Origin of the sequence: Methylosinus sp. PW1 (genome assembly GCF_000745215.1) — a bacterium.
Classification (GTDB): domain Bacteria; phylum Pseudomonadota; class Alphaproteobacteria; order Rhizobiales; family Beijerinckiaceae; genus Methylosinus.
Window position 1 is genome coordinate 65,173 of sequence record NZ_JQNK01000007.1, and the last position, 22,146, is coordinate 87,318.

Here is a 22,146-nt window from a genome sequence, read left to right on the forward strand (position 1 = left end):
TCTTCCATCGAAGTCGTTTCTCATGCTCGGAGCGTCGACGCTTACGTTAGGGTCTGCCAGCGGAACATTCCTCTCCCTCGCAAAAGCCTCTGCCGACAAGGACGCGACGCGACGCCGCATGTCGGCTTTTGGCCGGCGGCCCTGTTCGACGAGCGGCCGCGCTCTGGCGGGGGTCGTCGCATTGATCGGGGCGACGACTGTCGCAGCGGCTCAGCAGGCTGCGCAGCCGGCGACCGCGCAAGTCGAGGACGTGTTGGTCGGCTCCCCGAAAGAGACGGGAGAATTGTCGGCCCGAAAGCTGCAAGTGCTGGAGCTTCCACGTCCGATCGTCGTGGTCGATCCCAAGGCCGCTGTGCGCGAACGCCTCGAACGCCTGACGGATTTTGCCGAAAAAGTCCCGAACTATCGTGTGGAGGGCGGCCATCCTCGTCGCGCCGCGACGATCCGCGGCGTTGGTCTCGGCGCCGGGTCGGGAGACGGCGCAGAATCCGACACGGGGTTCATCGTCGACAATGTCTTCTGGAAGAACTTCGGGTTCCAGTGGGGCGATTTCGTCGATCTCGAATCTTTCGAGCTGGCCCTCGGCCCCCAGGGCACTGCATATGGAAAGAACACGACGGTCGGCAATGCGATCATTCGCACGCAATTGCCGTCGTTCACGCGCAAGGCGACGTTCGAAACTTCCTTCGCCAACAACGCCCGATTCATCGAGAAGTTGAACGTGACAGGCCCGATCGTCGACGACAAGCTCGCCTATCGCGTGACTTTCTATGTCGACAAGGACAATGGGTGGATCAAGGACCAGGTCACCGGCGCCGGCCTTCGGAATTCGGATCGCTGGGGCGTGCGTGGGCAATTGCTCTTTGTAGGCGACGCCGTGACCGATCGACTGATATTCAATTACGGCCGGTCGAACGAGTACAGCAACACAGGATCATGCGCCAGTAGCCAGTGCTCTTCTTCCAATTCGTTCCAGGTCTTCGCGAACGGAACACGTCCGGCGCGCACTTACTCCGAAACCTTTCAACAACGCCTCGGCAGGCCTGTTCTCACCTTCGATCCCTACAAGCCGCTGCTCACGTCGACGCCGACATTCCATCAGCATCAATACACGACCTCCAATGAGCTGAACCTGCAGATCGGCGAGAACACGCTCACATCTGTTTCCGCCTATGGACATTTTCGGCTGCTACCGCGCACGCCACTCGGCAATGAGCTGGCGGAAATATCGGGCTCGCGCGTCGAGAGCTATGTGGATCAGTTTTCGCAAGAAGTGCGCTTCGCTTCGCCGACGGACCAGAAGCTCGAATGGGTGACCGGCGTCTACTCGCTATATGAGAATGTCTGGAACCATAATATTCTGGAATTCGGAACGGACTCGGCGCGATGGTTCTCCAGGCCCGCGCTGCTGAAGGGAATGCGGTCTCTCCGCGAGGGGAAGGCGCGAACCTTCGATATCGCCGCCTTCGCTCAAACCACCTATCATGTCGACGAACAGTTGGCGTTGACATTCGGATTTCGGGACAATTACGAGATCAAGGAAGGATCGCATCTCAGCTGGGCGACGCTTCACCAGAATCAATATACGGCCGCCGAGCAGCTCGAAGCGCTTCGCGCCGGCGGAGCCCAGCAAATATTCGACACTGGCGGCGTAACCAAATATTTCAATTCCATCACGGGCATTTTCAATCCCAAATATCGCTACGACGAACATCTCCTGTTCTACGGCCTGGTCGGACGCGGCGAAAAGGCGGGCGCAGTCAACACCGGCGCCCAACCGATCGTCGACTCGAGAGGAGCATTGAAGGGCTGGCAGCCCGTCGTCACCAAGCCCGAAGTCTCGTGGGACTACGAAATCGGCGTGAAAACGAATTGGCTCGACGGAAAGCTCATCGCCAACTTCAACCTGTATTGGAACGATCTCTATCAATTCCAGACGAATTTGACCGACGCGTCCAACATCGACAGCTTTGGTCAGCCGATCCGCACGACCTATCTCGGCAATGCCGACCACGCGCGGCTGCGTGGCTTCGAGTTCGACGGGCGCTGGAGTCCGGCCGAACGCCTCTGGATCAATTATTCGGGCGCCTACACCGACGCCCGATGGGTCGATTTTCGGGATGCGCCGACCCCTGCCGATTGGAATTGGTCGACTCCGACGAACCCGCCGGCGGGCTTCGTGAGAGCGCCAGCAGCCTTGTCGCGATCCAACACACGCTGGGAAGGCGTGCCGATGTGGTCGTTCAATATCGGCGGGAACTACGAGCACCCGCTCGGGGCATTGTTTCGAGATCTGGGAGATTGGGGAAACACGCCTGTGACGGGCTTCGGCTATTTCAATGTCGCATGGCAGGACAAGATTCGGCTGACGGATCCGGCTTCTGTCTTCCAATACTGGCTCAGCCCCGTCGCTCGCGTGAACCTGGGCTTCGGCCTGCGCTCGGATGACGAGCGCTACACGTTGACCTTCTGGACAAAAAACCTGCTGGACAAGCGGCCGATCACAGCCTGGTCGCCCGGAAACATATCGACCTCGGCGACTATCGGCTGGACCAATGATTGGCGCACATTCGGAGGTACTTTGCTGGTGAAGCTCGACTAGCCTGGAAAATTCAGCGTAGATTGGCGGGAGTGGTATAGAACCTTGATTTAGCGTTCGGTTGTCGAATCGAACTCGCATCATCTCGAAGCCGCCACGCCCCGCCATGAACGATCCTTTCTGACCTGTCGCCTGTTTCCGGCAAAACCGTCGTCGCCAAATTCGACGGGCGCCTCTTGTAATCCGATGACGGTGCGCCGTTTGTCGGGCGAGCGGCGTTGCGAGCTCAGGAATCCGTTCGGCGAAGATGCGTCCCGCCGGCGAAGCGGACTGATGCTGACCTCGATCATGAGACGCTGCTGTCTGAGCGGGATTGCACGCCCACGATCCTCAGACAGAACGGCAGATGCTTCTCGAAGGGCAGAATTCGGAGAGCTTCCAGGTCCGCCGCCAAATCGAAGAGCGCGCGATACCCCGATGTGAGATAGAGATTGGCCGCCTCCGGCTGACGGCAGCCGGTGGTCAGGAATATGCGCGAATAGCCCTGGCGAAGAGCTTGGGCCTCGAGTTCCTGGACCAGGGCGCGCGCCAGCCCTTGTCGGCGCAGGTCGCTCCGCGTCCAGATGCGCTTGAATTCCGCGGTCGTCTCGTCATAGCGGCGGAAGGCTCCGCCGCCGATCGTTTCCTCTCCGCGCAAGAGCAGCAGGAAATTGCCCTCGGGCGGCGCGAAGGCTTCGGGCGGATAGCGATTGACCTCGCCCGTTCCGCCTTCGGGGCCGAAAAAATCGCCGTAACGCGCGTCATATTCCCGGACCAGATCGTCGAGCAGCGGCGCGGCGCGAGGATCGAGCGGAGAAGCGTAGAGAAAACGATCCGTCATGCGGTCCGCCTTTCAGGAGAGAAAGCTCTCCGCGAGAAGCGCCCAATAGACGGCCGCGGGCGCGAGGCTCTCGTCGTTGAAATCATAGCCGGAATTGTGGAGCGAGCAGCTGTCGCCATTGCCGAGGAACAGGAACGAGCCCGGCCTCGCATCGAGAAAGAAGGCGAAATCCTCGCTCGCTGTGCGCGGCGGAAAGCTCTCTTCGACGCGTGTCTCGCCGAATGTCTCGAGCGCTGTCAGCCGCGCCAGCTCCGTCTCGGCGGCGTGATTGACGACCGGCGGAAAACCGAGCCGATAGCGCACATCCGCGACGGCGCCGAAGCTCTCCGCCTGCGCACGCACGAGGGCTGGTATGCGCTCCTCGAGCAGCTTGCGCGCCTGTGGTCTGAATGCGCGGGCCGTGAGCTTCATTTCGACGCTCTCGGGAATGATGTTGGATGCGGAGCCGCCATGGATCGAGCCGACGGTCACGACCGCCATGTCGAGAGGATCGACATTGCGCGAGACGATCGTCTGGAGGGCCGTGACGATATGGGCGGCGACGACGATCGGATCGATCGTGTCCTGCGGCTCGGCGCCATGGCCGCCCTTGCCGCGCACGGTGACATGCGCCTGATCGACGGACGCCATTGCCGGGCCGGGGACGAAAGCCAGCCTTCCCGCCGCGAGGCCGGGCCAATTGTGCAGCCCGAAGATCGCGTCGCAGGGAAAACGCTCCAGAAGGCCGTCGTCCAGCATGCGCCGGGCGCCGGCGCCGATCTCCTCGGCCGGCTGGAAGATGACGTTGAGCGTTCCGCGAAAATCTCCCGCTTCGGCCAGCTGACGGGCGGCGGCGAGCAGGATCGCCGTATGTCCGTCATGTCCGCAGGCGTGCATCACGCCTTCGCGGATGCTGGCGTAGGGCAGTCCTGTCGTCTCGGCGATGGGCAGCGCGTCCATATCCGCGCGCAGGCCGAGGCTGCGCGGCCCCTCGCCGCGCTTCAACGTGCCGACGACGCCGGTTCCGCCGAGGCCACGCGTCACCTCAAAGCCCCAATCGGCGAGACGCGCCGCGACGAGCTCGCTCGTGCGACGCTCCTGGAAGGCGAGCTCGGGATGGCGATGAATGTCCCGGCGCAGCGCGACGAATTCATTGGCGTGGCGGGCGACCGCCGCGGCGACGGCCCCGGCGCGCTCGGAAAGGGTTTCGATCGAAACCGTCATCGGGACACGCTCCTCTGTTCGTCGGTCGCGACGAGAGCGTAGCGGCTCTCCTTGCGCGGCAGGCCGAGATGATCGCGCAGCGTCCGTCCCGGCAGATCGCGGGAGTAGCGCCCTCGCGCCTCCAGCGCCGGAACGACAAGGCGGACGAAATCATCTAGCCCTTCCGCCGTGACCGGGAAACCGAGAATGAAGCCGTCGGCGGCGCCCTCATCGATCCAGCGTAGCATTTCGTCGGCGATTTTCTCGCCGATCCCGATGAAGGTCGGCTTCGGCGTCGCGACGGAGAAGGCGACCTCACGCAGCGTCAGCCCCTCCCGCCGCGCCCGCGTCTTGATAGCGTCGGTCGTCGAACGAAACCCTTCCTTGCCGATGTCTCCGAGATCCGGGAACGGCGCGCTCGGATCATATTGCGCGAAATCGTGATGGTCGAAGAAGCGGCCGAGATAGACGAGCGCCTCCTCTATGCCCAGAAGATCGCGAATGGCCTGGTATTTCGCGTCGGCTTCCGCCTCGCTCTCGCCGATGATCGGCCCGGCGCCGGGGAAAATCAGGACATCGTCACGGCGACGGCCGTGAGCGACGGCGCTTTCCCTCACCTTCTCGGAAAAAGCGCAGGCCTCTTCGAGCGACGCCGCCACCGTGAACACGGCGTCGGCATATTTGCCGGCGAGCGCTATTCCGGCGTCCGACGCGCCGGCCTGGAAAATCACCGGCTGGCCCTGCGCCGAGCGTCCCACATTCAGCGGACCGGCGACTTTGAAAAAGCGTCCCTCATGGTCGAGCCGATGAAGCTTTTGCGGATCGAAGAAACGTCCCGTCACGCGGTCGCGCACAAAGGCGTCGTCGTCCCAGCTGTCCCAGAGACCTTGCGCGACGGCGATATATTCGTCGGCGATCTCATAGCGCCGCGCATGTTCCGGATGGAACCTCCCATAATTCTTCGCGCTGCCCTCCAGCGGCGAGGTCACGACGTTCCAGCCGGCGCGTCCGCCGCTGATCAAATCGAGTGAGGCGAATTGTCGGGCGATGGTGAAGGGCTCGGAATAGGTCGTCGAGACGGTGCCGACGAGGCCGATCTTGGACGTGCGCGCGGCGAGCGCGGAAAGGATCGTCAGCGGCTCGAAGCGGTTGAGGAAATGCGGAAGCGACTGTTCCGTGATGTAGAGACCGTCCGCCGCGAAAACGAAGGCGACGCCATTGTCTTCAGCCTTCCGGACGGTCTCGATGGTGAAATCGAGATCGACGCTGGCGTCCGCCGGCCCGCTCGGGTGGCGCCAGGAATTCATATTGGCGCCGGCGCCATGCAGCATCAGGCCGAATCTGATGGGCTTCTCGCTCACGCGGTCTCCGGGCTGGTAGAGAACGCGCCGGCGATCAGCTCGATCGAGACGAGGCGCTCGTCGAAATCCGCGATCGGCGTATCCAGTATGAATTCGTTCACGCCGTAGCGATCGGCGAGGGCGTCGAGCTCGCGCCGCACTCGGTCCGGCGCCCCGAAGACGACGAGCGGGCGAATTTCCTCGGCGCGATAGTCCTGCTCGGAGAGCCCCGCCTGGCGAGCGAATTCGGCGGCGAGCTCGAGCGACGGCAGATTGACGGATCGTCCGTCGGCAAAATGAACCTTGTAGAGACTCGGGGCGCCGACGCGACACTCCGCCTTTTCCTGCGTCTCGGCCGCGAACGCCTGGATGGCGAGCAGAGCCTGCCGCCCCGCGATGCGGCGGTAGGCCTCGAGCGAGCGCGCGAGCGTCTCGAGATCGCCGTTGAAATGGCCGGCGTAGGCGAAGAGCCAACCACGTCGCGCGGCGAGCTCGGCGCTCGCGGGGCCGCCGCCGAGCAGAATGCGCTGCGGCGGCTCCGGCGGAACGGGCGTTGCGAGGAGGCCGGCGAACGCGTGATCCTCCGGCAGAGCGCCGTCGAGACATGCCTCCAGCTCGATGAGGCGGGCTTCGAAATCGGCGTCGTCCGGGCGCTGCTGCAAGGCTCGAGTGGAATAAGGCAGGCCGCCGGGCGCCTTGCCGACGCCGAGATCGACGCGCCCCGGCGCCAGCGCCGCGAGCGTTTTGAAAACCTCCGCGACCTTATAGGGACTGTAGTGCTGGAGCATCACGCCGCCGGAGCCGACGCGGATGCGTGCGGTGTGGGCGAGGATATGGGCGGCGACGATCTCCGGCGCGGAACTCGCGAGCATTTTCGCGCCATGATGCTCGGCGAGCCAAAACCGATGATAACCGAGCTCGTCCGCGCGCTTTGCCAGCGCGATCGTGTGGCGAAGCGCTTCCGCCGGCGTCGCACTCTCGGCGACGGGGCTCTTGTCCAAAATGGAGAGCGAGTAGGACATGGCGATGAAGAGCCGAAGCGGGCGGGGCGCGTCCCGTTAAATCGATATTATCGACAAGAATAATATATAATCAAGGTCCGGCGCCGCCGTCGGGTTCCGCGGCGGTAGGAGGCGGCTTCGATTCCCGTCGAGAGGCGCAGCAGATCGCCTGGAACCGGCGTTCCCGGCCCTTCGACGCTCGCGCGATGCTCGATCAGGCTCTCGACGCCGCCGAGCGACGTCGCGCGCTTCCAAATCGTCACTTGCGCGGCGGTCGCGATCGCCGCTGCGGCGCTGCCTTTCACGCGGATGGACAACATGCCGCCGAAGCCCCCCTGCATCTGTCGCCGGGCGACCTCATGGCCCGGAAAGCCGGGAAGGCCGGGATAAAGGACCTCCGAGACGGCCGCGTGCCCGGCGAGCCGCTCGGCGAGCGCGAGCGCCGACTGAGACTGCGCGCGCACCCGCAGGAAAAGGGTGCGCAGCCCGCGCTGCAGAAGCCATGCCTCGAATGGCCCGAGCACGGCGCCGTTGCGCGCCAGGATCGCGCGAATGCGATCCCAGAAGTCGTCGCGTCGCGCGGCGACGACGGCGCCCGCCACCACGTCGGAATGTCCATTCAGATATTTCGTCGCGGAATGAACGACGAGATCGGCGCCGAGTGAGCGTGCGCGGACAAAATGAGGGCATGAACCCGGTTTTTTGAGCAGGATACGTGATGGGCTGCGAGTCGAGCCCTTCACTCATCGTGATTTCAGGAAGACTGACTCTCGTGTGGAGGCGCGATTGGCGGGTCGAGCTGCTCTATGAGCTTGTGGAAGACGGTTTCGAACTCGGCGTCGTATTGTTCTTTGTGCGAGCGGATGATGTCGATGACCTTCCGGTAGCAGTCGGCCGCTTGCCGATCCTCGCCTCTGGCCTGATAGACCATGCCCAGGCGATCATAACCGTCATGCATGTCAGGAAAGCGCTGGAGGAGTTCGCGGGCGGCGCGCTCGGCCTCATCGAGCGCGCCCGCGTGCACGAGATCGACAACGGCGTTCGACGCCACGGTCAGCTCATCGTCCATATCCTCGTCGCTGTCGAAGCTCCATAATTCGGCGGCCGCGACACGGGCCGCGCGGTCGGCCGCGTCGCGTGCCGCGTGGGCGGCGCGCTCGGCGTCTTCATCCTTGGCGAGGCAGCAGTGCTTGTACTTCTTGCCGCTGCCGCAGGGGCAGGCGTCATTGCGTCCGATCTTGGCCATCGCGGCTTTCACTCTCGAACAAGAACGAGGCATCCCTTGTATCGGTCCCTGCTGGCGGACGCCAGATTCCACGAGCTTCTCCTCGCCTTCGACCGCGATCTTGCGGCGAGGGCGCGCGAGGTGAGATGCGCGCGCTGCGGCGGCGCGCTTCATTCAGGCAATTTCCTGCGCAAGCCCAGAGGCGGTCCCGCCGGGCTCGGCGCAGACCACAATTTGCGCTTCAGCTTCTGCTGCGCTGTGCAGGACTGCCGCAAGCGCGCGACGCCCTCGTCGTTCCGGTTTCTCGGGCGCAAGGTGTTTCTCAGCGCGGTCGTCGTGCTGGTTTCGGCGATACGCAATGGCGCGGCGGCGTCGGTTCGCGAGCTCTCCAACCTTGTCGGCGCAAGCCGCAACACGATTCAGCGCTGGCGCCAATGGTGGCGCGATGTCTTCGCCGCAAGCCCGTTCTGGAGGGTGGCCGCGGCCGCCTTCATGCCGCCCGTCGCCCGAGAGGAGCTGCCGACGGCGCTCCTGGATCGCTTTTCCGGCGCCACCGCCGAACGACTGACCGCGCTGCTGCGATTGCTTTTGCCGATCACCGGAGGGGCCGCGCCGATGCTCGCTGCATGAGGGTTTTCGTCGGCCCGCAGAAGACGCCCGTCGCGGGTCGACGGCCCCGCCGTTACCGTCCGCCAGTCCACTCCAAGGAGCGTCGGCATGGCGAAAGGGCGGGTGCACGAGCAATGGGCGCAGCTGCGCTTTTCGGTGATCGGGCAGCTTCTCGCTGCGCCGCCCGAGAAGGGCGCGCTCCGTTCGGCGCTCGTTGAGCTTGCGGCGCGCGAATGGCGCCATCCAACGACCGGCGCGCCGGTGCGCTTTGGCGCCTCCACGATCGAGCGCTGGTATTATCGGGCGCTCGGAGAGCGTCAGGACCCTATCGCCGTCCTGCGCCGCAAACGTCGCCAGGACGCCGGCCAGCAGACAGCGCTCGGCGTGCCGCTGCGCCAGGCGCTGCTCGCCCAATACGCTGCGCACAAGAGCTGGAGCGTCAGGCTGCACTGGGACAATCTGGTCGCCTTGGCTTCGAGTCGGCCCGAGCTTCAACCCGTGCCGTCTTATGCGACCGTCCTTCGCTTCCTCAGGGCCAATGGTCTGGACAAACGCCGGCCGCTCACCTCGCGGCTGACGGCGGGCGCATTGCGGGCCGAGGCGCGCCTCGAGCAACGCGAGGTCCGCAGCTACGAGGCCGAATATGTCAACGGCCTGTGGCATTGGGATTTCCATCACGGCTCGCGCAAGGTGCTGACGCCGCGTGGCGAGTGGCGCACGCCAATGTTGCTCGGCATTCTCGACGACCGTTCGCGACTCGCCTGTCATCTGCAATGGTATTTGGCGGAGACGGCCGAGAACGTCGCGCATGGTCTGTCACAGGCGATCCAGAAGCGCGGCCTGCCGCGCGCCGCGATGAGCGACAATGGCGCGGCGATGACTGCGGCGGAGATCCGCGAGGGCCTCGGCCGGCTCGCAGTCCTGCACCAGACGACGCTCCCCTATAGCCCCTATCAGAACGCCAAGCAGGAGGCGTTTTGGGGTCCAGTCGAAGGCCGGCTGATGGCCATGTTGGAGGATGTGCAGGACCTCAGCTTGGCGACGCTCAACGAGGCGACGCAGGCCTGGGTCGAGTACGAGTACAACCGCAACATCCATTCGGAGATCGGCGAGGCGCCCGTCACGCGTTTTCTCGCCGGCCCCGAGGTGACGCGGCCGAGCCCCGACAGCGCGAGCCTCAAGCTGGCCTTCACGAGGACCGAGCAGCGGACGCTGCGCAAGAGCGACGGCAGCCTCCTGATCGAGGGCCGCCGCTTCGAGGCCCCGAACCGCTACCGCCACCTCACGCGCCTGGAGGTCCGCTTCGCCAGCTGGGACCTCGGCTGGGTCCATCTCGTCGACGCGCAAACCGGCGCGGTGCTGTGCCGGCTGTTCCCGCAGGACAAGACCAAGAACGCCGATGGGCGCCGCCGGTCGCTGGAGCCGATCGCGGCGGAGCCCATCGCCATCAAGCCTGCCGGTGGCATGGCGCCACTGCTCGCCAAGCTCATGGAGCAGCGGGCTGCAACGGGGTTGCCGCCCGCCTACCTGCCCAAGGACGAAGGAGAAGAGTCTTGAACCCCAAACTATTGGCGCTCTACGGCCTCAAGTGGAACCCCTTCGCGCCGGGCGCGCCGACCGAAGCGTTGTTCGCCACGCCGCGCCTGCGCTCCTTCTGCTGGCGCGTGGCGCAACTCGCCGAGGAGGGCGGCTTCGCCCTCGTCACCGGCTCGCCCGGCGCCGGCAAGTCCGCCGCCCTGCGCATCCTGGCCGAGCATCTGGCGACGCAGCGCGACGTCAAGGTCGGCGTGATCAGCCGTCCCCAGGCCGGCATCGGCGACTTCTATCGCGAGATGGGCGATCTCTTCGGCGTCGAGCTTCGCCCGAACAACCGCTGGGGCGGAGCCAAGAACCTGCGACAGCGTTGGCAGGCTCATATCGACGACTCTCTCAATAGGCCCGTCCTGATCGTCGACGAGGCCCAGGAGATGCTGCCGCTCGTCCTGAGCGAGCTGCGCTTGCTGTCCTCGGCAAAACTCGATTCCCATATTCTGTTGACCGTCGTTCTGGCGGGAGACGGACGGCTCGTGGAGCGTCTGCGGTCCGACGAGCTTCTCCCGCTCGGCAGCCGCATCCGAGTTCGCCTCGCTATCGACCGGGCGACGCCGCAGGAGCTGCAGGATTGTCTCAGACACGCCTTGCAGCAGGCCGGCGCGACGACGCTGATGACCCCGGAGCTGATCGTGACCCTCTGCGATCACTCCCAGGGCAATCTGCGCGCGCTCATGACGCTTGCGGGCGAGCTGCTCGCGACGGCCGCCGAGCGTGACGCCCGACAGATCGACGAGAAGCTGTTTTTCGAGACTTGCGCCATGGCCCCTCCGCCCGCCCCGCTCTCGACTGCGGCCGGAACTCGGCGTAGACGATGACGCCGCTTCCCGTCACGCCCGCCCATCAGCTCGCCGATCGCCCTCCAGACAAGGACTGGCTGGTCACGGGGTTGTGGTCCCAAGAAGCGGTCGGCATCATCGGCGGCGAGCCCAAATGCTGCAAATCCTTCCTCGCGCTAGATCTGGCCGTCGCCGTCGCCGGCGGCGCGCCCTGCCTGAGGCGATTTGGCGTACCCAAGCCCGGCCGCGTCCTGCTATACGCCGCCGAGGACGCGGCGCACATCGTCCGGCGCCGGATCGAGGGCATCGGCGCTGCGGCCGGCCTCTCCATCTTTGATCTCGACATCCAGGTCATCACCGCCCCGTCGCTGCGCCTCGATCTCGACGCCGATCGCGCCAGCCTCGAGGAAACCATCGCGCGGCTGGAGCCGCGCCTGCTCATCCTCGACCCCTTCGTGCGCCTGCATCGCATCGACGAAAACATCAGCGGCGAAGTGGCGCCGCTGCTGGCGTTCCTGCGTCAGCTCCAACGCCGTCACGGCCTCGCCGTGATCCTCGTCCACCACGCGAGAAAGAACGCGAGCAGCATGCGTGCGGGCCAAGGCCTACGTGGTTCCTCAGAGTTCCATGCCTGGGGCGACTCCAACCTCTATCTCCGCCGAGACGGCGACGCGCTCACCCTGACCGTCGAGCACCGCGCCGCGTCGGCCATGCCCGCCATCAGGCTCGAGCTCACCGAGCGCGCCGACGCGCTCGCCCTCGAGGTCGTGGACGGCAGGCCACAACCCGCACAGGGCGCAGAAGCACGCTCGATCGACGAGCGCATCGTCGCGGCCCTCGCGGAAGCCGGCGCGCCGCAGCCCTTTGCCGATCTGCGCGCCTTGTGCCGCGTGCGCACCACCACGCTCTATCAGCGTCTGGCCGCCATGGCCGCCGCGGGCCGCATCGTCAAATCGACGGACGGCTATCGCCTCGCCACGGGCTGAGTGATACGCCGCGATAAACGGCCGCAACCAAATCAGCCCCGCTGTGGCCGCATGCCCTCTCAAGTCACTCAGACGTTGACTTCCCACTTCCGCTTCCCACCACCCCTACAGCGTGCGGGAAGCGGAAGTGGGAAGCCCATCAAAAAGCCTGATGAGCACGACATCAGAAACCGTGATCACACTCACGAGCGACAATGGCCGCGTGAGCACGGGCGACGCCGCAGTGGAGTCGACTGCGAGCCGCGCGCCGGCGCGATGAGCGATCGCCGCCGCCGCGGCGATATCGGCGATGGTCCACAGAGGATTGGCGGGCGTTTCCACCCAGACGAGACGCGTCTCGCCGGGGCGGACCGCGGCTTCGAGAGCAGCCGCATCCGCCAGATCGACGAAGTCGATGCGTAAGCCCCAGCGCGTCGCAAAATCGGCGAGCCAGCCACGCAGAGCCCAATACATGACCTTAGGCGCAATCACATGATCGCCAGGGTCCAGAGCGAGAAAGACAGACGTGGCGGCCGCCATTCCCGATGAGAAGAGAAGCGTTTCCGCCCCTCCTTCCAGCGCGTTCAATGTCTGAGCGGCGACCGCATATGTCGGATTGTCGGGACGCGAATAGATACGCCCTTCCGGGAAGCTGTTGTCGCGCCCGCGCTCATAGGTCGTCGACGGATGAATGCGCCGAGGCTTTGCGCCGACGGCATTTGTCGGTCTGGATGGTCGCGCGGGAAGCGCTAGATAAAATCTATCTTCCATGTGGAGAATAGCTCGGCCGCTGGAGGCGTTCGATGTCGAACTGGCACGAGGACAATTCCTATTCGATCGGGAAAACGCCGCTCATCCGATTGAATCGTGTGACGGATGGGGCCGCCGCGACGGTCTTGGCCAAGGTCGAAGGGCGAAATCCTTCTTATTCCGTCAAGTGTCGCATCGGCGCGTCGATGATCTGGGACGCCGAGCGCCGCGGCGTGCTCGGCGCCGGAAAGGAACTGGTGGAGCCGACCAGCGGGAATACGGGCATCGCTCTCGCTTTCGTCGCCGCAGCTCGCCGCATTCCATTGACGCTGACGATGCCGGAGACGATGAGCGTCGAGCGACGCAAGCTGCTGGTCGCCTTGGGCGCGAAGCTCATCCTCACCGAGGGCTCACGCGGGATGAGTGGAGCGATAGCGAAAAGCGAGGAGATCGTCGCCTCCGACAAGGAGCGCTATGTGCTGCTCCAGCAGTTCGAGAATCCCGCCAATCCCGCCATACACGAGCAGACGACGGGGCCGGAAATCTGGAACGACACCGACGGCGCGATCGACATTTTTGTGTCGGGCGTCGGCACAGGCGGAACGATCACGGGCGTGTCGCGCTTCATCAAGCGCGGTCGCGGCAAGACCATCGTCTCCGTCGCAGTCGAGCCTTCGGCGAGCCCGGTGCTCACGCAACGCCGCGCCGGCTTGCCGCTCCAGCCGGGGCCGCACAAAATCCAGGGAATCGGCGCGGGATTCGTTCCGAGCGTCTTGGATTTGTCGCTGGTGGACGAGATCGAGCAGGTTACGAACGAAGAGGCAATCGACTATGCTCGCCGGCTCACCCGCGAGGAGGGGATTCTCTCGGGCATTTCGAGCGGCGCCGCCGCAGCCGTCGCCGTTCGCTTGGCGTCGCGCCCGGAAAATCGCGGCAAGATCATCGTGGCCATTTTGCCGGATTCGGGAGAACGCTACCTCAGCACGACTCTGTTCGAGGGCCTTTTCGACGAGAAAGGACTCGCAAAATGAGCACGAACTCGAGCGAAATCGTCGCCGAATTGCGTGAGCTGCGCCGCGCGTCGTACAACAGCCGATATCACGATGCGGCTCTGCCGGAACTTCCGTCTCACGAAGCGGTCGTCGGCGTGGTGGATGGACTGATCGCGGCGCTTTTCCCCCGCCATTTCGGGCCGGCCGGCTTGAGCGAGGACAGCGCCGACAGCTTCATCGCATACACGCTCGACACGACGCTGCGCACGTTGCAGGAACAGCTTCGCCGCGAACTCGTCCTGGCGAATGTCACCGGTTCGAGCAGCGCCGACTCGAATGACGATTCGCGCGAGATCGCGCGGCAATTCGCTGCACGCCTCCCGAAAGTGCGTGCGCTGCTCGACACCGACATTCGCGCGGCATTCGAGGGCGACCCTGCGGCAAAAAGCCTGGACGAAGTCGTGTTCTGCTATCCAGGTCTCGCCGCCGTCATCCGTTATCGGCTCGCGCACGAGCTCTTTCGCCTGAAGGCGCCGCTGCTCGCGCGAATCATATCGGAGATCGCCCATTCGCAGACCGGCATCGACATTCATCCCGGCGCGGAGATCGGCGAGAGCTTCTTCATCGATCACGGCACCGGGGTCGTGATCGGTGAGACGTCGATCATTGGCCGGCGCGTGCGGCTCTATCAGGCCGTGACGCTCGGAGCGAAGCGCTTCCAGGTCGACGAGAACGGCGCCTTGGCCAAAGACTATCCGCGTCACCCCATTCTGGAGGACGATGTCGTGATCTACGCCGGCGCCACGGTGCTCGGAAGGATCACCATCGGCCGCGGCTCGGCGATCGGCGGCAATGTCTGGCTCACGCAGAGTGTGCCGCCCGGCAGCAATATCACTCAAGCAAAATCGCGCAGCGAGGCCTTCCAGGAAGGTGGCGGCATCTGATGGCGCAGCGCCGCCGCATGCGTCTTTCCGCGCCCCGCGGAAGGGGGAGAAACGATGCGAAAAGTCTATAATTTCAGTCCGGGTCCCGCCATGCTGCCCGCCACGGTGCTGGAGCGCGCGCGGGAAGAGCTGCGCGGCTGGAGATCGAGCGGCGTATCGCCGATGGAGATGAGCCATCGCGGCGCGGATTTCATCGGCATTGCCGAGAAAGCCGAGGCGGGTCTGCGCGCGGCGCTGGCCGTTCCTACCGATTACAAAATCCTGTTCCTCGCGGGCGGCGCGACCGCGCAATTTGGGGCGGCACCGATGAATCTCCTGCGCGGCAAGACGAAGCTCGCTTATGTCGAAACCGGCTATTGGTCGCGAAAGGCGATCGAAGAAGCAAAGCTCTTCGCTGATGTCGATGTGGCCGCGAGCTCGCGGGACGGCGGCTACGCCACGATTCCGCCGCGGACGTCGTGGCGAGTCGATCCCGCGGCGGCCTATCTCCATTATACCGCCAATGAAACCATCGGCGGCGTGGAGTTCCACGATACGCCGCAATCGGATGGACTGCCGCTCGTCGCCGACATGTCGTCGAACCTTCTGTCCCGTCCGATCGACGTGACGCGATTCGGGCTGATCTATGCGAGCGCGCAGAAGAATCTCGGTCTCGCGGGTCTCGCCGTCGTCATCGTGCGCGAGAATCTGATCGGCCGGCCGCTGCCCGGGACACCGTCGATATTCGACTATCGCCGGCAAGCGGACGAGGGATCGATGGTCAACACGCCGCCGACCTACGCGTGGTACATGGCTGGCCTGATGCTGGAATGGGTCGCCGAGCAAGGCGGAGTCGAAGCCATCGAGCGGCGCAACATCCGCAAGGCCTCGAGGCTTTATGCAGCGATTGACGCATCGTCGTTCTATTCCAATTTCATCGATCCGGCGGTCCGCTCGCGCATGAACGCGCCTTTTCGTCTCGCCGACGCCAGCCTGGACAAGACCTTCCTCGCGGCCGCGGCCGAGGCCGGGCTGGTCTCGCTCGAGGGACATCGTTCGGTCGGCGGAATGCGCGCGAGCATCTACAATGCGATGCCCGATGAGGGCGTCGAGACATTGATCACGTTCATGCGCGACTTCGAGAAGCGATGGGGATAGCCCATGTTCCACATATTGGCTCATGACGGCGTCGACGCTGACGTTCTTCCGTGGTTGCCACAGGGAAAATGCCGGCTCGAACGGGAAAGCGCGCGGCCCGACGTCATTCTCTTACGCTCCTCCGATCTGCGCGGCGTATCGATTCCGAAATCCGTGCTCGCGATCGGTCGGGCGGGGAGCGGCGTGAACAATATTCCCGTCGAGGAGTGCTCGCGGCGCGGCATTCCGGTATTCAACGCGCCGGGCGCCAATGCGAACGCCGTCAAGGAGCTGACCATAGCCGCCATTCTGCTCGCCTCGCGCAATATCGTCGCCGCCTGGGATTTCGCCCGCAATCTCGAAGGCGACGATGCGAGAGTTTCAAAGCAGGTGGAGAGCGGAAAAGCCCAATTCGATGGCTTCGAGCTGACAGGCAAGAAGCTGGGCGTTCTCGGACTGGGAGCCGTCGGCGGCCGGGTCGCCAACGCCGCCATCGCTCTCGGGATGCGCGTTTATGGCTTCGATCCGTCGATAGGCGTGGAGCGCGCGTGGAAGCTGTCCCCCGAGGTGATCGGCGTCTCGAGCATCGATGATCTTCTGACGAGAGCGGATATCGTCACGCTCCATATCCCACTGGACGAGCACAACGCCCATTTCATCGACGCATCGCGTCTCGCGCTGATGAGCCGTGGTGCAATTCTCATCAACTTTTCCAGGGCCGGCGTCATAGACGAGGCCGCGCTGTCAGCAGCGCTCGACTCGGGCGCTTTGCGCGCTTATGTCACCGATTTTCCGACGCGCGCCATTCTCGATCGGCCGCGAGCGATCGCCCTGCCCCATCTCGGCGCCGCCACGGCCGAGGCGGAGGCGAATTGCGCGGCGTCCGTCGCCGATTCCGTTGTCGACTTTCTCGAAAACGGCGAGATACGCAATTCGGTCAATTTTCCGCGCGTCATTCTGCCGCGCGCGGGTCGCGCGCGTCTGGCGATCGCCAATAAAAACATTCCCGGCGTGGTGAGCCGGATTTCCTCCGCTCTCGCCGCGGCGAATCTCAACATCGAAAATCTGCTGAACAAGTCGCGCGACGAATATGCCTTTACGCTCGTCGATCTCGATGCGGAGCCGCCGATCGAGACGTTGGACGGCATCAGACGATTGGAGGGGATTCTGTCCGTCCGCGCCGTTCCGAAGTCGGCTGGCGCAGACTGAAACGAGGCCGACCGACCCGGCGTCGCTGTCGGCTCGGCTCCTTGCTGAAGCCGTTGCCTTTCCTCGATTGCGATCTAGTTGGACGACGGAGATGCGAAAGGTCGAGCCGCTGTCATTCGCATCGTATCAAGGGCGCATCTCATGAGCGACGAACACGAAATCCGGCGAACTCTGAGCGAAGCCGCCGCGCGCCAACTCGCCAATGCTACCAAGACACGCGCGCAATGGTCGGGAATCACGCCCCGCTGGCTGGTCTCCTTGCTGCCATGGACGCCGGTCGAGGCGGGCATCTATCGCTTGAACCGTGTCAAGGAGGCGATCGCCTTGACCGACGCCGACGTCGAGTGCAGCCCACGTCGCGATACGGACGAGGATCTGCCAGAAACCTATATCCCCTATGAGGAGACGCCGCGCGAATATTCGATGAATGCGGTGACGACCGTGCTCGACGTGCAGACTCGCGTCTCCGACCTTTACAACCACCCCTACGATCAGATTCAAGAGCAGGTGCGGCTCCTCACCGAAAAGGTGAAGGAGAAGCAGGAGAGCGAGCTCATCAACAATTCCGAATACGGATTCCTCGCCAACGCGCATCCATCGATGAAGATCAAAACAAGGATCGGCGCGCCGACTCCCGACGATCTCGACGAGCTGATCACGAAGGTGTGGAAGGAACCGGCCTTCTTCCTCGCTCATCCGCGCGCGATCGCGGCCTTCGGCCGCGAGGCGACGCGGCGCGGCGTGCCGCCGGCGACGGTGACTCTGTTCGGCTCGCCCTTCGTCACCTGGCGCGGCATCCCTCTGGTGCCGAGCGACAAGCTCTACGTCGACGCAACCGGCAAGACCAGGATTCTGCTGCTGCGCACAGGCGAAAAGAAACAGGGCGTCATCGGCCTGTTCCAACCCGGCATTCCGGGCGAGGTGGCGCCGAGCCTGTCGGTGCGATTCATGGGGATCAACCGCAAGGCCATCGCGTCCTATCTGATCTCGCTCTACTGCTCGGCGGCGGTGCTCACCCATGACGCGCTCGGCGTGCTCGAAGACGTCGAGGTCGCAAAATATCACGAATATCCGTTTACTTACGTCTGACCGGTCCCTGCGATGACGCCGAATGCGACGCCCCGAGACCCTTTCGATGCGGACTCGCCCGGCGGCGTGGCTGATTTCTTGCCAGATGCGAACGTCATCGCGCAAATGGCCAACGCGTTCTTTCACGGAGGACCGATCAGCGAGAGGTACGCGGATCGCTCGTCGGGGATCCCCGTGGCGCCTCCAGATCCCACGAATGCGCCGGCGCCTTCGATAGTGACGACGGTTGCGCCAATCGTCCCGGCGCGTCCGCCCTATGGCCCACCCGACTTGCCGCCTACCACCATTCCATCGGTCGTTCCGACCCCGAACATTGCGATTGCTCCTGCCCCTGTCGGCTTCGGTCCTTCGGCGATTTTTCCTGGTCTCCCCGACGCGCCGCGGCCGGGCGCGTCGGTCGGCGCTTTCGAACCCGTTTCCTTCGGCGTTCCACAATTTTCCGCCGACATCGTCGAACGCGTCCCGCCGACTCACGCCACGACGCCATCGATCGGGATAATCCCTGGGGAGATTCCGGGCGAGCGGATGACGTCGCCAAATTTTCCTGTCGAACATTCAGCGCCGGCGACGATCAATGCGCCGTCATTGCACCCGAATTCGGCCGCCTCAGTCGATTCGAAGAACCCAGCGTCGGCTCCTTTCGGATCGTCGGGCACTTCGCTCGCGGATGTCCCCGTGACCTACGCGCAAGCGTCCTATCCGCACCGTCTATACGACACCGCGTCAACGGCGACGCCGGACATGCAAGCGCAAGCCCCTTACGAATTGACCGCGGTCATTCCGGGCTCTGGCCCCGCTGGCCCGACCGCCGCCGACGCCTATTACTTTCTCGAGCGCGCCGGCGGCCCGGCCACTGGCGACGACGCTCTCTGGGCCACGCCGGAGATCTCGGCAGAGAAGGGCGAGCAGCCGACATTTCAACCACGCCTTTCACCCTATAGCGCCCCTGCGGCCCAACCTTTCGATCCAGACGCGATCAAGCGCGACTTTCCGATTCTTCAGCAACAGGTGCATGGCAGGCCGCTGGTCTGGCTGGACAATGCCGCGACGACGCAAAAGCCTCGCCCCGTCATCGACCGGCTCGCGCATTTCTATGAATATGAGAACTCCAATATTCATCGCGGCGCGCATACGCTCGCGGCTCGCGCGACCGACGCCTACGAAGGCGCGCGTGAAAAGGTGCGGCGCTTTCTGAATGCGCCGTCGGTCGAAGATGTGATCTTCGTTCGCGGCGCCACAGAGGCGATCAATCTCGTCGCGCAATCCTGGGGGCGGCGCAATGTACGAGAAGGTGATGAAATCGTCATCACATGGCTCGAGCATCATGCCAATATTGTGCCCTGGCAGCAGCTCTGCGCCGAGAAAGGCGCAAAGCTGCGTGTCGCGCCGGTCGACGATCGGGGGCAGATCGTCCTCGAGCAATATGAAAGGCTGCTCGGCCCGCGCACGCGAATCGTTGCTATCTCGCAGGTCTCGAACGCACTCGGAACAATCACTCCCGCACGCGAGATGACGGCGATGGCTCATCGGCATGGCGCGCGAGCGCTCGTCGATGGCGCGCAAGCCGTGCCACATATGGCAGTCGACGTGCAGGAGATCGACTGCGACTTCTATGTCTTCTCCGGCCACAAGGTGTTCGCTCCGACAGGGATCGGGGTCCTCTATGGAAAGCGGGACGTTCTCGAACACATGCCGCCCTGGCAGGGCGGCGGAAATATGATCGCCGACGTGACCTTCGAGAGAACGATCTACCAAGGACCGCCCGAACGCTTCGAAGCCGGCACCGGCTCGATAGCCGACGCAGTCGGCCTCGGCGCCGCGATCGATTACATCGAAGAGATCGGCTTGGCGCTCATCGAACGCTACGAGCACGAACTTCTGACATACGCCACAGAACAATTGAGCACGATTCCCGGACTGACCTTCATCGGAACGGCCGCGGAGAAGGCCAGCGTCTTGTCCTTCGTGCTAGACGGATATCGCGTCGAAGATGTCGGAAAGGCTCTCGATCGCGATGGCGTCGCGGTGCGCGCCGGACATCACTGCGCGCAACCGATTTTGCGTCGATTTGGCCTCGAGGCGACGGTGCGGCCGTCGCTCGCTTTCTATAACACGCGCGCAGACGTCGACGCACTGGTCGCTTCCTTGCTGCGATTGCAAGCTTCTCGACCCGACCTGGCGGCCGGATAGGATGCACGAAATCCGATCGTCGGGAGCGCCGGCTCATGGCCGCGCCCCTCCGGAAAGCTGCCGAAGCCGGATAGAAGGCAATCAATTCGGCTATGATTTTTGTGCAACAAAAAACAGGCGCGGATAGCGCAGCAGAACTTTTCCATCCGGCTGACTCGAATAGGCGGCAGCGAGTTCGGCTTCATAGCGCGCCAAGAAGAGCGAGCGTTCGCTCATGCTCAAGGGTTCGAGGAACGGCCGCAGAGCGGAGCCTTCGAACCATTCGACTATGCCTTTTGCGCCTTCGAGCGGGTGAACGTAAGTGGTTTGCCAAATTTCGAATGTGGAGGAATGTGGGACGAGCAGCCGATAATATTCCTCCGGTGGGCTGATCACGGGTCGGGTCTTGGCAATGGGAACGAGGCGGTTCCCCCAGGGATCATCAGCCGCGATCATCCGCATCAAAGCATGCGACATCTCTTGAGTGGTATTCGGCATCTGCACCGCGAGCCAACCGCCCGGCCGCAGGAAGGAAAGCAACCTGGCGATTACTTTGTCATGATCGTAGACGAATTGTAGCGCGGCGTTGGAGAAAATAAGATCCACTAACTTTGCGGGGCGCCAGGTAGCGATATCTTGTATTTGGAATTGAGCTGAGGGGATGTTCCGCTTGCGTGCGACAATGAGCATGTCCTCGGATGTATCGACGCCGACGAGAGCCGCTCGCGGAAATCGAGCGGCGAGGAGTTCAGTGCTGTTCCCCGGCCCGCACCCAAGATCAAAAATCCTGAGCGGATCGAAATCCGGTATCCGAGTGAGAAGGTCCCGCGCCGCCCACGTACGCTCCTTCTCATATTTCAGGTAGAGAGCAGAGTCCCAGTCGTTCACGTTCCGGCTCAACCTTCTCTGCTGCGAGCGCCAATACGGATTCTAAGCAATGTTCGGCATGAGTAAAGGGCTCTCGTGCAATTGGTCATCGATGCTCGGACGTTCGCATCTGCGCGTCCGCCGCGGGCATAGGCGCTGGCATCGGAGGCGCGATCGTCGCAGGAGCGAAGTCGGCGCGTCTCGCGTGTCGCGCTAACTCGACATCAACGGCTCCGCCGAGAGCGTTCTTCGCCACCGATCCCCTTTCACTTCCTTCGACGCCGATGTTTCGTCTTTCGGCGAGGTGACAGTTAAGCCGAACCAGGATCTCATACGCTGGAATTCCGTCTGCGTGCGCACGTCCATTCCGGCGTCATGAAGCACCAGGCCTTCGAGCTGCACGAATTCGCCCGCGCGCCAAATGTAGCGACCGCGCTGCACGGCCCATTCATCGTTCGTCGCGCCGACCAGCCGGGTGATGGCGTCCTCATCGGGAGGATGCCGACGACCTCGGTGCGGCGTTTGATTTCGTCGTTCCCCCCTCGAGACCATTCGTCGAAAAGGTCTTCTGTCAATGGTCCTTGGGAAAGGTCATATAGGCGAGCAGGTCCTGTTCCGCCTCGTCCATGAGAACGGCGAGCTTGGGCAATTGTGGGCTGGAGCTGATCAGCAACCTTGCGCCAAAGCGCTTTGCGCCAAAGCCGTGGCGATGAAGGCGGAAACGACCCGGCGGCCGCTCTTGCCGGCATGGGCGAGCGCGTTGCGCATGAAGTGCACGCGGCAACGCTGCCAGCCGGCGTGCATCACCCTGGCGACAGCGGCTTTTATTCCCTCGTGGGAGTTGTCGCGTTGCCTTTAATTGCGCGCTGCAGGCAGAACTGCGCCCGAAATCTGGACCGC

General features: G+C 63.8%; 20 protein-coding genes and 1 pseudogene. 11 read left to right on the forward strand and 10 right to left on the reverse strand.

Features of this window, described 5'->3' with window-relative positions; genetic code table 11:
* Positions 1-118: 118 nt before the first annotated feature.
* Positions 119-2,602 carry a TonB-dependent receptor gene (locus K369_RS04950; protein ID WP_036288624.1) on the forward strand — a complete coding sequence of 828 codons (2,484 nt, stop codon included), beginning with the start codon at positions 119-121 and terminating at the stop codon, positions 2,600-2,602.
* Positions 2,603-2,679: 77 nt separating this feature from the next.
* On the opposite strand, the gene K369_RS27005 is transcribed toward K369_RS04950, so the two are convergent.
* The 7 genes from K369_RS27005 to K369_RS27010 are packed head-to-tail and all read right to left on the reverse strand — an operon-like array spanning position 2,680 to position 8,188.
* Positions 2,680-2,889, reverse strand: coding sequence for a hypothetical protein (locus K369_RS27005; RefSeq protein WP_198033040.1), 210 nt, complete (start codon positions 2,887-2,889; stop codon positions 2,680-2,682).
* Positions 2,886-3,419: a GNAT family N-acetyltransferase gene (locus K369_RS04955; protein WP_051949069.1), complete on the reverse strand. Its 534-nt coding sequence runs from the start codon at positions 3,417-3,419 to the stop codon at positions 2,886-2,888. Before K369_RS04955 ends, K369_RS27005 begins: the two co-directional genes overlap by 4 nt.
* A gap of 12 nt (positions 3,420-3,431) precedes the next feature.
* The gene (locus tag K369_RS04960; protein ID WP_036288627.1) at positions 3,432-4,622 is read right to left on the reverse strand and encodes a M20 aminoacylase family protein; all 1,191 of its coding nucleotides are present in this window, start codon (positions 4,620-4,622) and stop codon (positions 3,432-3,434) included.
* Entirely contained in the window at positions 4,619-5,962 is a 1,344-nt protein-coding gene (locus K369_RS04965) for an LLM class flavin-dependent oxidoreductase (RefSeq protein WP_036288630.1), read from the reverse strand. The genes K369_RS04960 and K369_RS04965 overlap by 4 nt, the downstream gene beginning before the upstream one ends.
* The gene (locus tag K369_RS04970) at positions 5,959-6,963 is read right to left on the reverse strand and encodes an LLM class flavin-dependent oxidoreductase (RefSeq protein ID WP_036288633.1); all 1,005 of its coding nucleotides are present in this window, start codon (positions 6,961-6,963) and stop codon (positions 5,959-5,961) included. The genes K369_RS04965 and K369_RS04970 overlap by 4 nt, the downstream gene beginning before the upstream one ends.
* Before the next feature lie 47 nt (positions 6,964-7,010).
* On the reverse strand, positions 7,011-7,655 hold the full coding sequence (locus K369_RS04975; protein ID WP_256380976.1) for a PLP-dependent transferase: 645 nt from the start codon (positions 7,653-7,655) through the stop codon (positions 7,011-7,013).
* 41 nt (positions 7,656-7,696) lie between these two features.
* Positions 7,697-8,188 carry an SEC-C metal-binding domain-containing protein gene (locus tag K369_RS27010; protein WP_036286326.1) on the reverse strand — a complete coding sequence of 164 codons (492 nt, stop codon included), beginning with the start codon at positions 8,186-8,188 and terminating at the stop codon, positions 7,697-7,699.
* Between the two features lie 36 nt (positions 8,189-8,224).
* Here K369_RS27010 and K369_RS04985 point away from each other — a divergent pair, with 36 nt between their 5' ends.
* The 4 genes from K369_RS04985 (at position 8,225) to K369_RS05000 (ending at position 12,131) form a co-directional block, all read left to right on the forward strand.
* Positions 8,225-8,797: a hypothetical protein gene (locus K369_RS04985; RefSeq protein WP_036286329.1), complete on the forward strand. Its 573-nt coding sequence runs from the start codon at positions 8,225-8,227 to the stop codon at positions 8,795-8,797.
* An 87-nt stretch (positions 8,798-8,884) separates the two neighbouring features.
* On the forward strand, positions 8,885-10,333 hold the full coding sequence (locus K369_RS04990) for a DDE-type integrase/transposase/recombinase (protein ID WP_036286332.1): 1,449 nt from the start codon (positions 8,885-8,887) through the stop codon (positions 10,331-10,333).
* The gene (locus tag K369_RS04995) at positions 10,330-11,184 is read left to right on the forward strand and encodes an ExeA family protein (protein WP_051948640.1); all 855 of its coding nucleotides are present in this window, start codon (positions 10,330-10,332) and stop codon (positions 11,182-11,184) included. Before K369_RS04990 ends, K369_RS04995 begins: the two co-directional genes overlap by 4 nt.
* On the forward strand, positions 11,181-12,131 hold the full coding sequence (locus K369_RS05000; protein ID WP_036286335.1) for an AAA family ATPase: 951 nt from the start codon (positions 11,181-11,183) through the stop codon (positions 12,129-12,131). Before K369_RS04995 ends, K369_RS05000 begins: the two co-directional genes overlap by 4 nt.
* A 105-nt stretch (positions 12,132-12,236) precedes the next feature.
* Here K369_RS05000 and K369_RS05005 read toward each other — a convergent pair whose 3' ends face one another.
* Positions 12,237-12,881 carry an aminotransferase class V-fold PLP-dependent enzyme gene (locus K369_RS05005; protein WP_371033297.1) on the reverse strand — a complete coding sequence of 215 codons (645 nt, stop codon included), beginning with the start codon at positions 12,879-12,881 and terminating at the stop codon, positions 12,237-12,239.
* A 32-nt stretch (positions 12,882-12,913) separates the two neighbouring features.
* Here K369_RS05005 and cysK point away from each other — a divergent pair, with 32 nt between their 5' ends.
* The 6 genes from cysK (at position 12,914) to K369_RS27550 (ending at position 20,400) form a co-directional block, all read left to right on the forward strand.
* Positions 12,914-13,891, forward strand: a complete 978-nt coding sequence (gene cysK, locus K369_RS05010) for a cysteine synthase A (protein ID WP_036288636.1) — start codon at positions 12,914-12,916, stop codon at positions 13,889-13,891.
* Positions 13,888-14,796: a serine O-acetyltransferase EpsC gene (gene epsC, locus K369_RS05015; RefSeq protein ID WP_036288640.1), complete on the forward strand. Its 909-nt coding sequence runs from the start codon at positions 13,888-13,890 to the stop codon at positions 14,794-14,796. The genes cysK and epsC overlap by 4 nt, the downstream gene beginning before the upstream one ends.
* A gap of 54 nt (positions 14,797-14,850) precedes the next feature.
* Positions 14,851-15,933 carry a 3-phosphoserine/phosphohydroxythreonine transaminase gene (serC, locus tag K369_RS05020; RefSeq protein WP_036288643.1) on the forward strand — a complete coding sequence of 361 codons (1,083 nt, stop codon included), beginning with the start codon at positions 14,851-14,853 and terminating at the stop codon, positions 15,931-15,933.
* Positions 15,934-15,936: 3 nt separating this feature from the next.
* Positions 15,937-17,121: a 3-phosphoglycerate dehydrogenase family protein gene (locus tag K369_RS05025; protein WP_036288645.1), complete on the forward strand. Its 1,185-nt coding sequence runs from the start codon at positions 15,937-15,939 to the stop codon at positions 17,119-17,121.
* 141 nt (positions 17,122-17,262) lie between these two features.
* Complete coding sequence (locus K369_RS05030) at positions 17,263-18,210, forward strand: family 2A encapsulin nanocompartment shell protein (RefSeq protein WP_036288647.1); 948 nt, start codon at positions 17,263-17,265, stop codon at positions 18,208-18,210.
* A gap of 12 nt (positions 18,211-18,222) precedes the next feature.
* Positions 18,223-20,400: a family 2A encapsulin nanocompartment cargo protein cysteine desulfurase gene (locus tag K369_RS27550; protein ID WP_051949070.1), complete on the forward strand. Its 2,178-nt coding sequence runs from the start codon at positions 18,223-18,225 to the stop codon at positions 20,398-20,400.
* 90 nt (positions 20,401-20,490) lie between these two features.
* On the opposite strand, the gene tam is transcribed toward K369_RS27550, so the two are convergent.
* Together tam and K369_RS25280 are read right to left on the reverse strand one after the other, a co-directional pair.
* Positions 20,491-21,267, reverse strand: coding sequence for a trans-aconitate 2-methyltransferase (tam, locus tag K369_RS05040; RefSeq protein WP_036288870.1), 777 nt, complete (start codon positions 21,265-21,267; stop codon positions 20,491-20,493).
* Positions 21,268-21,666: 399 nt separating this feature from the next.
* Positions 21,667-22,089 (reverse strand): annotated as a pseudogene (locus K369_RS25280) (transposase); the annotation flags it as partial.
* Between the last annotated feature and the right edge of the window lie 57 nt (positions 22,090-22,146).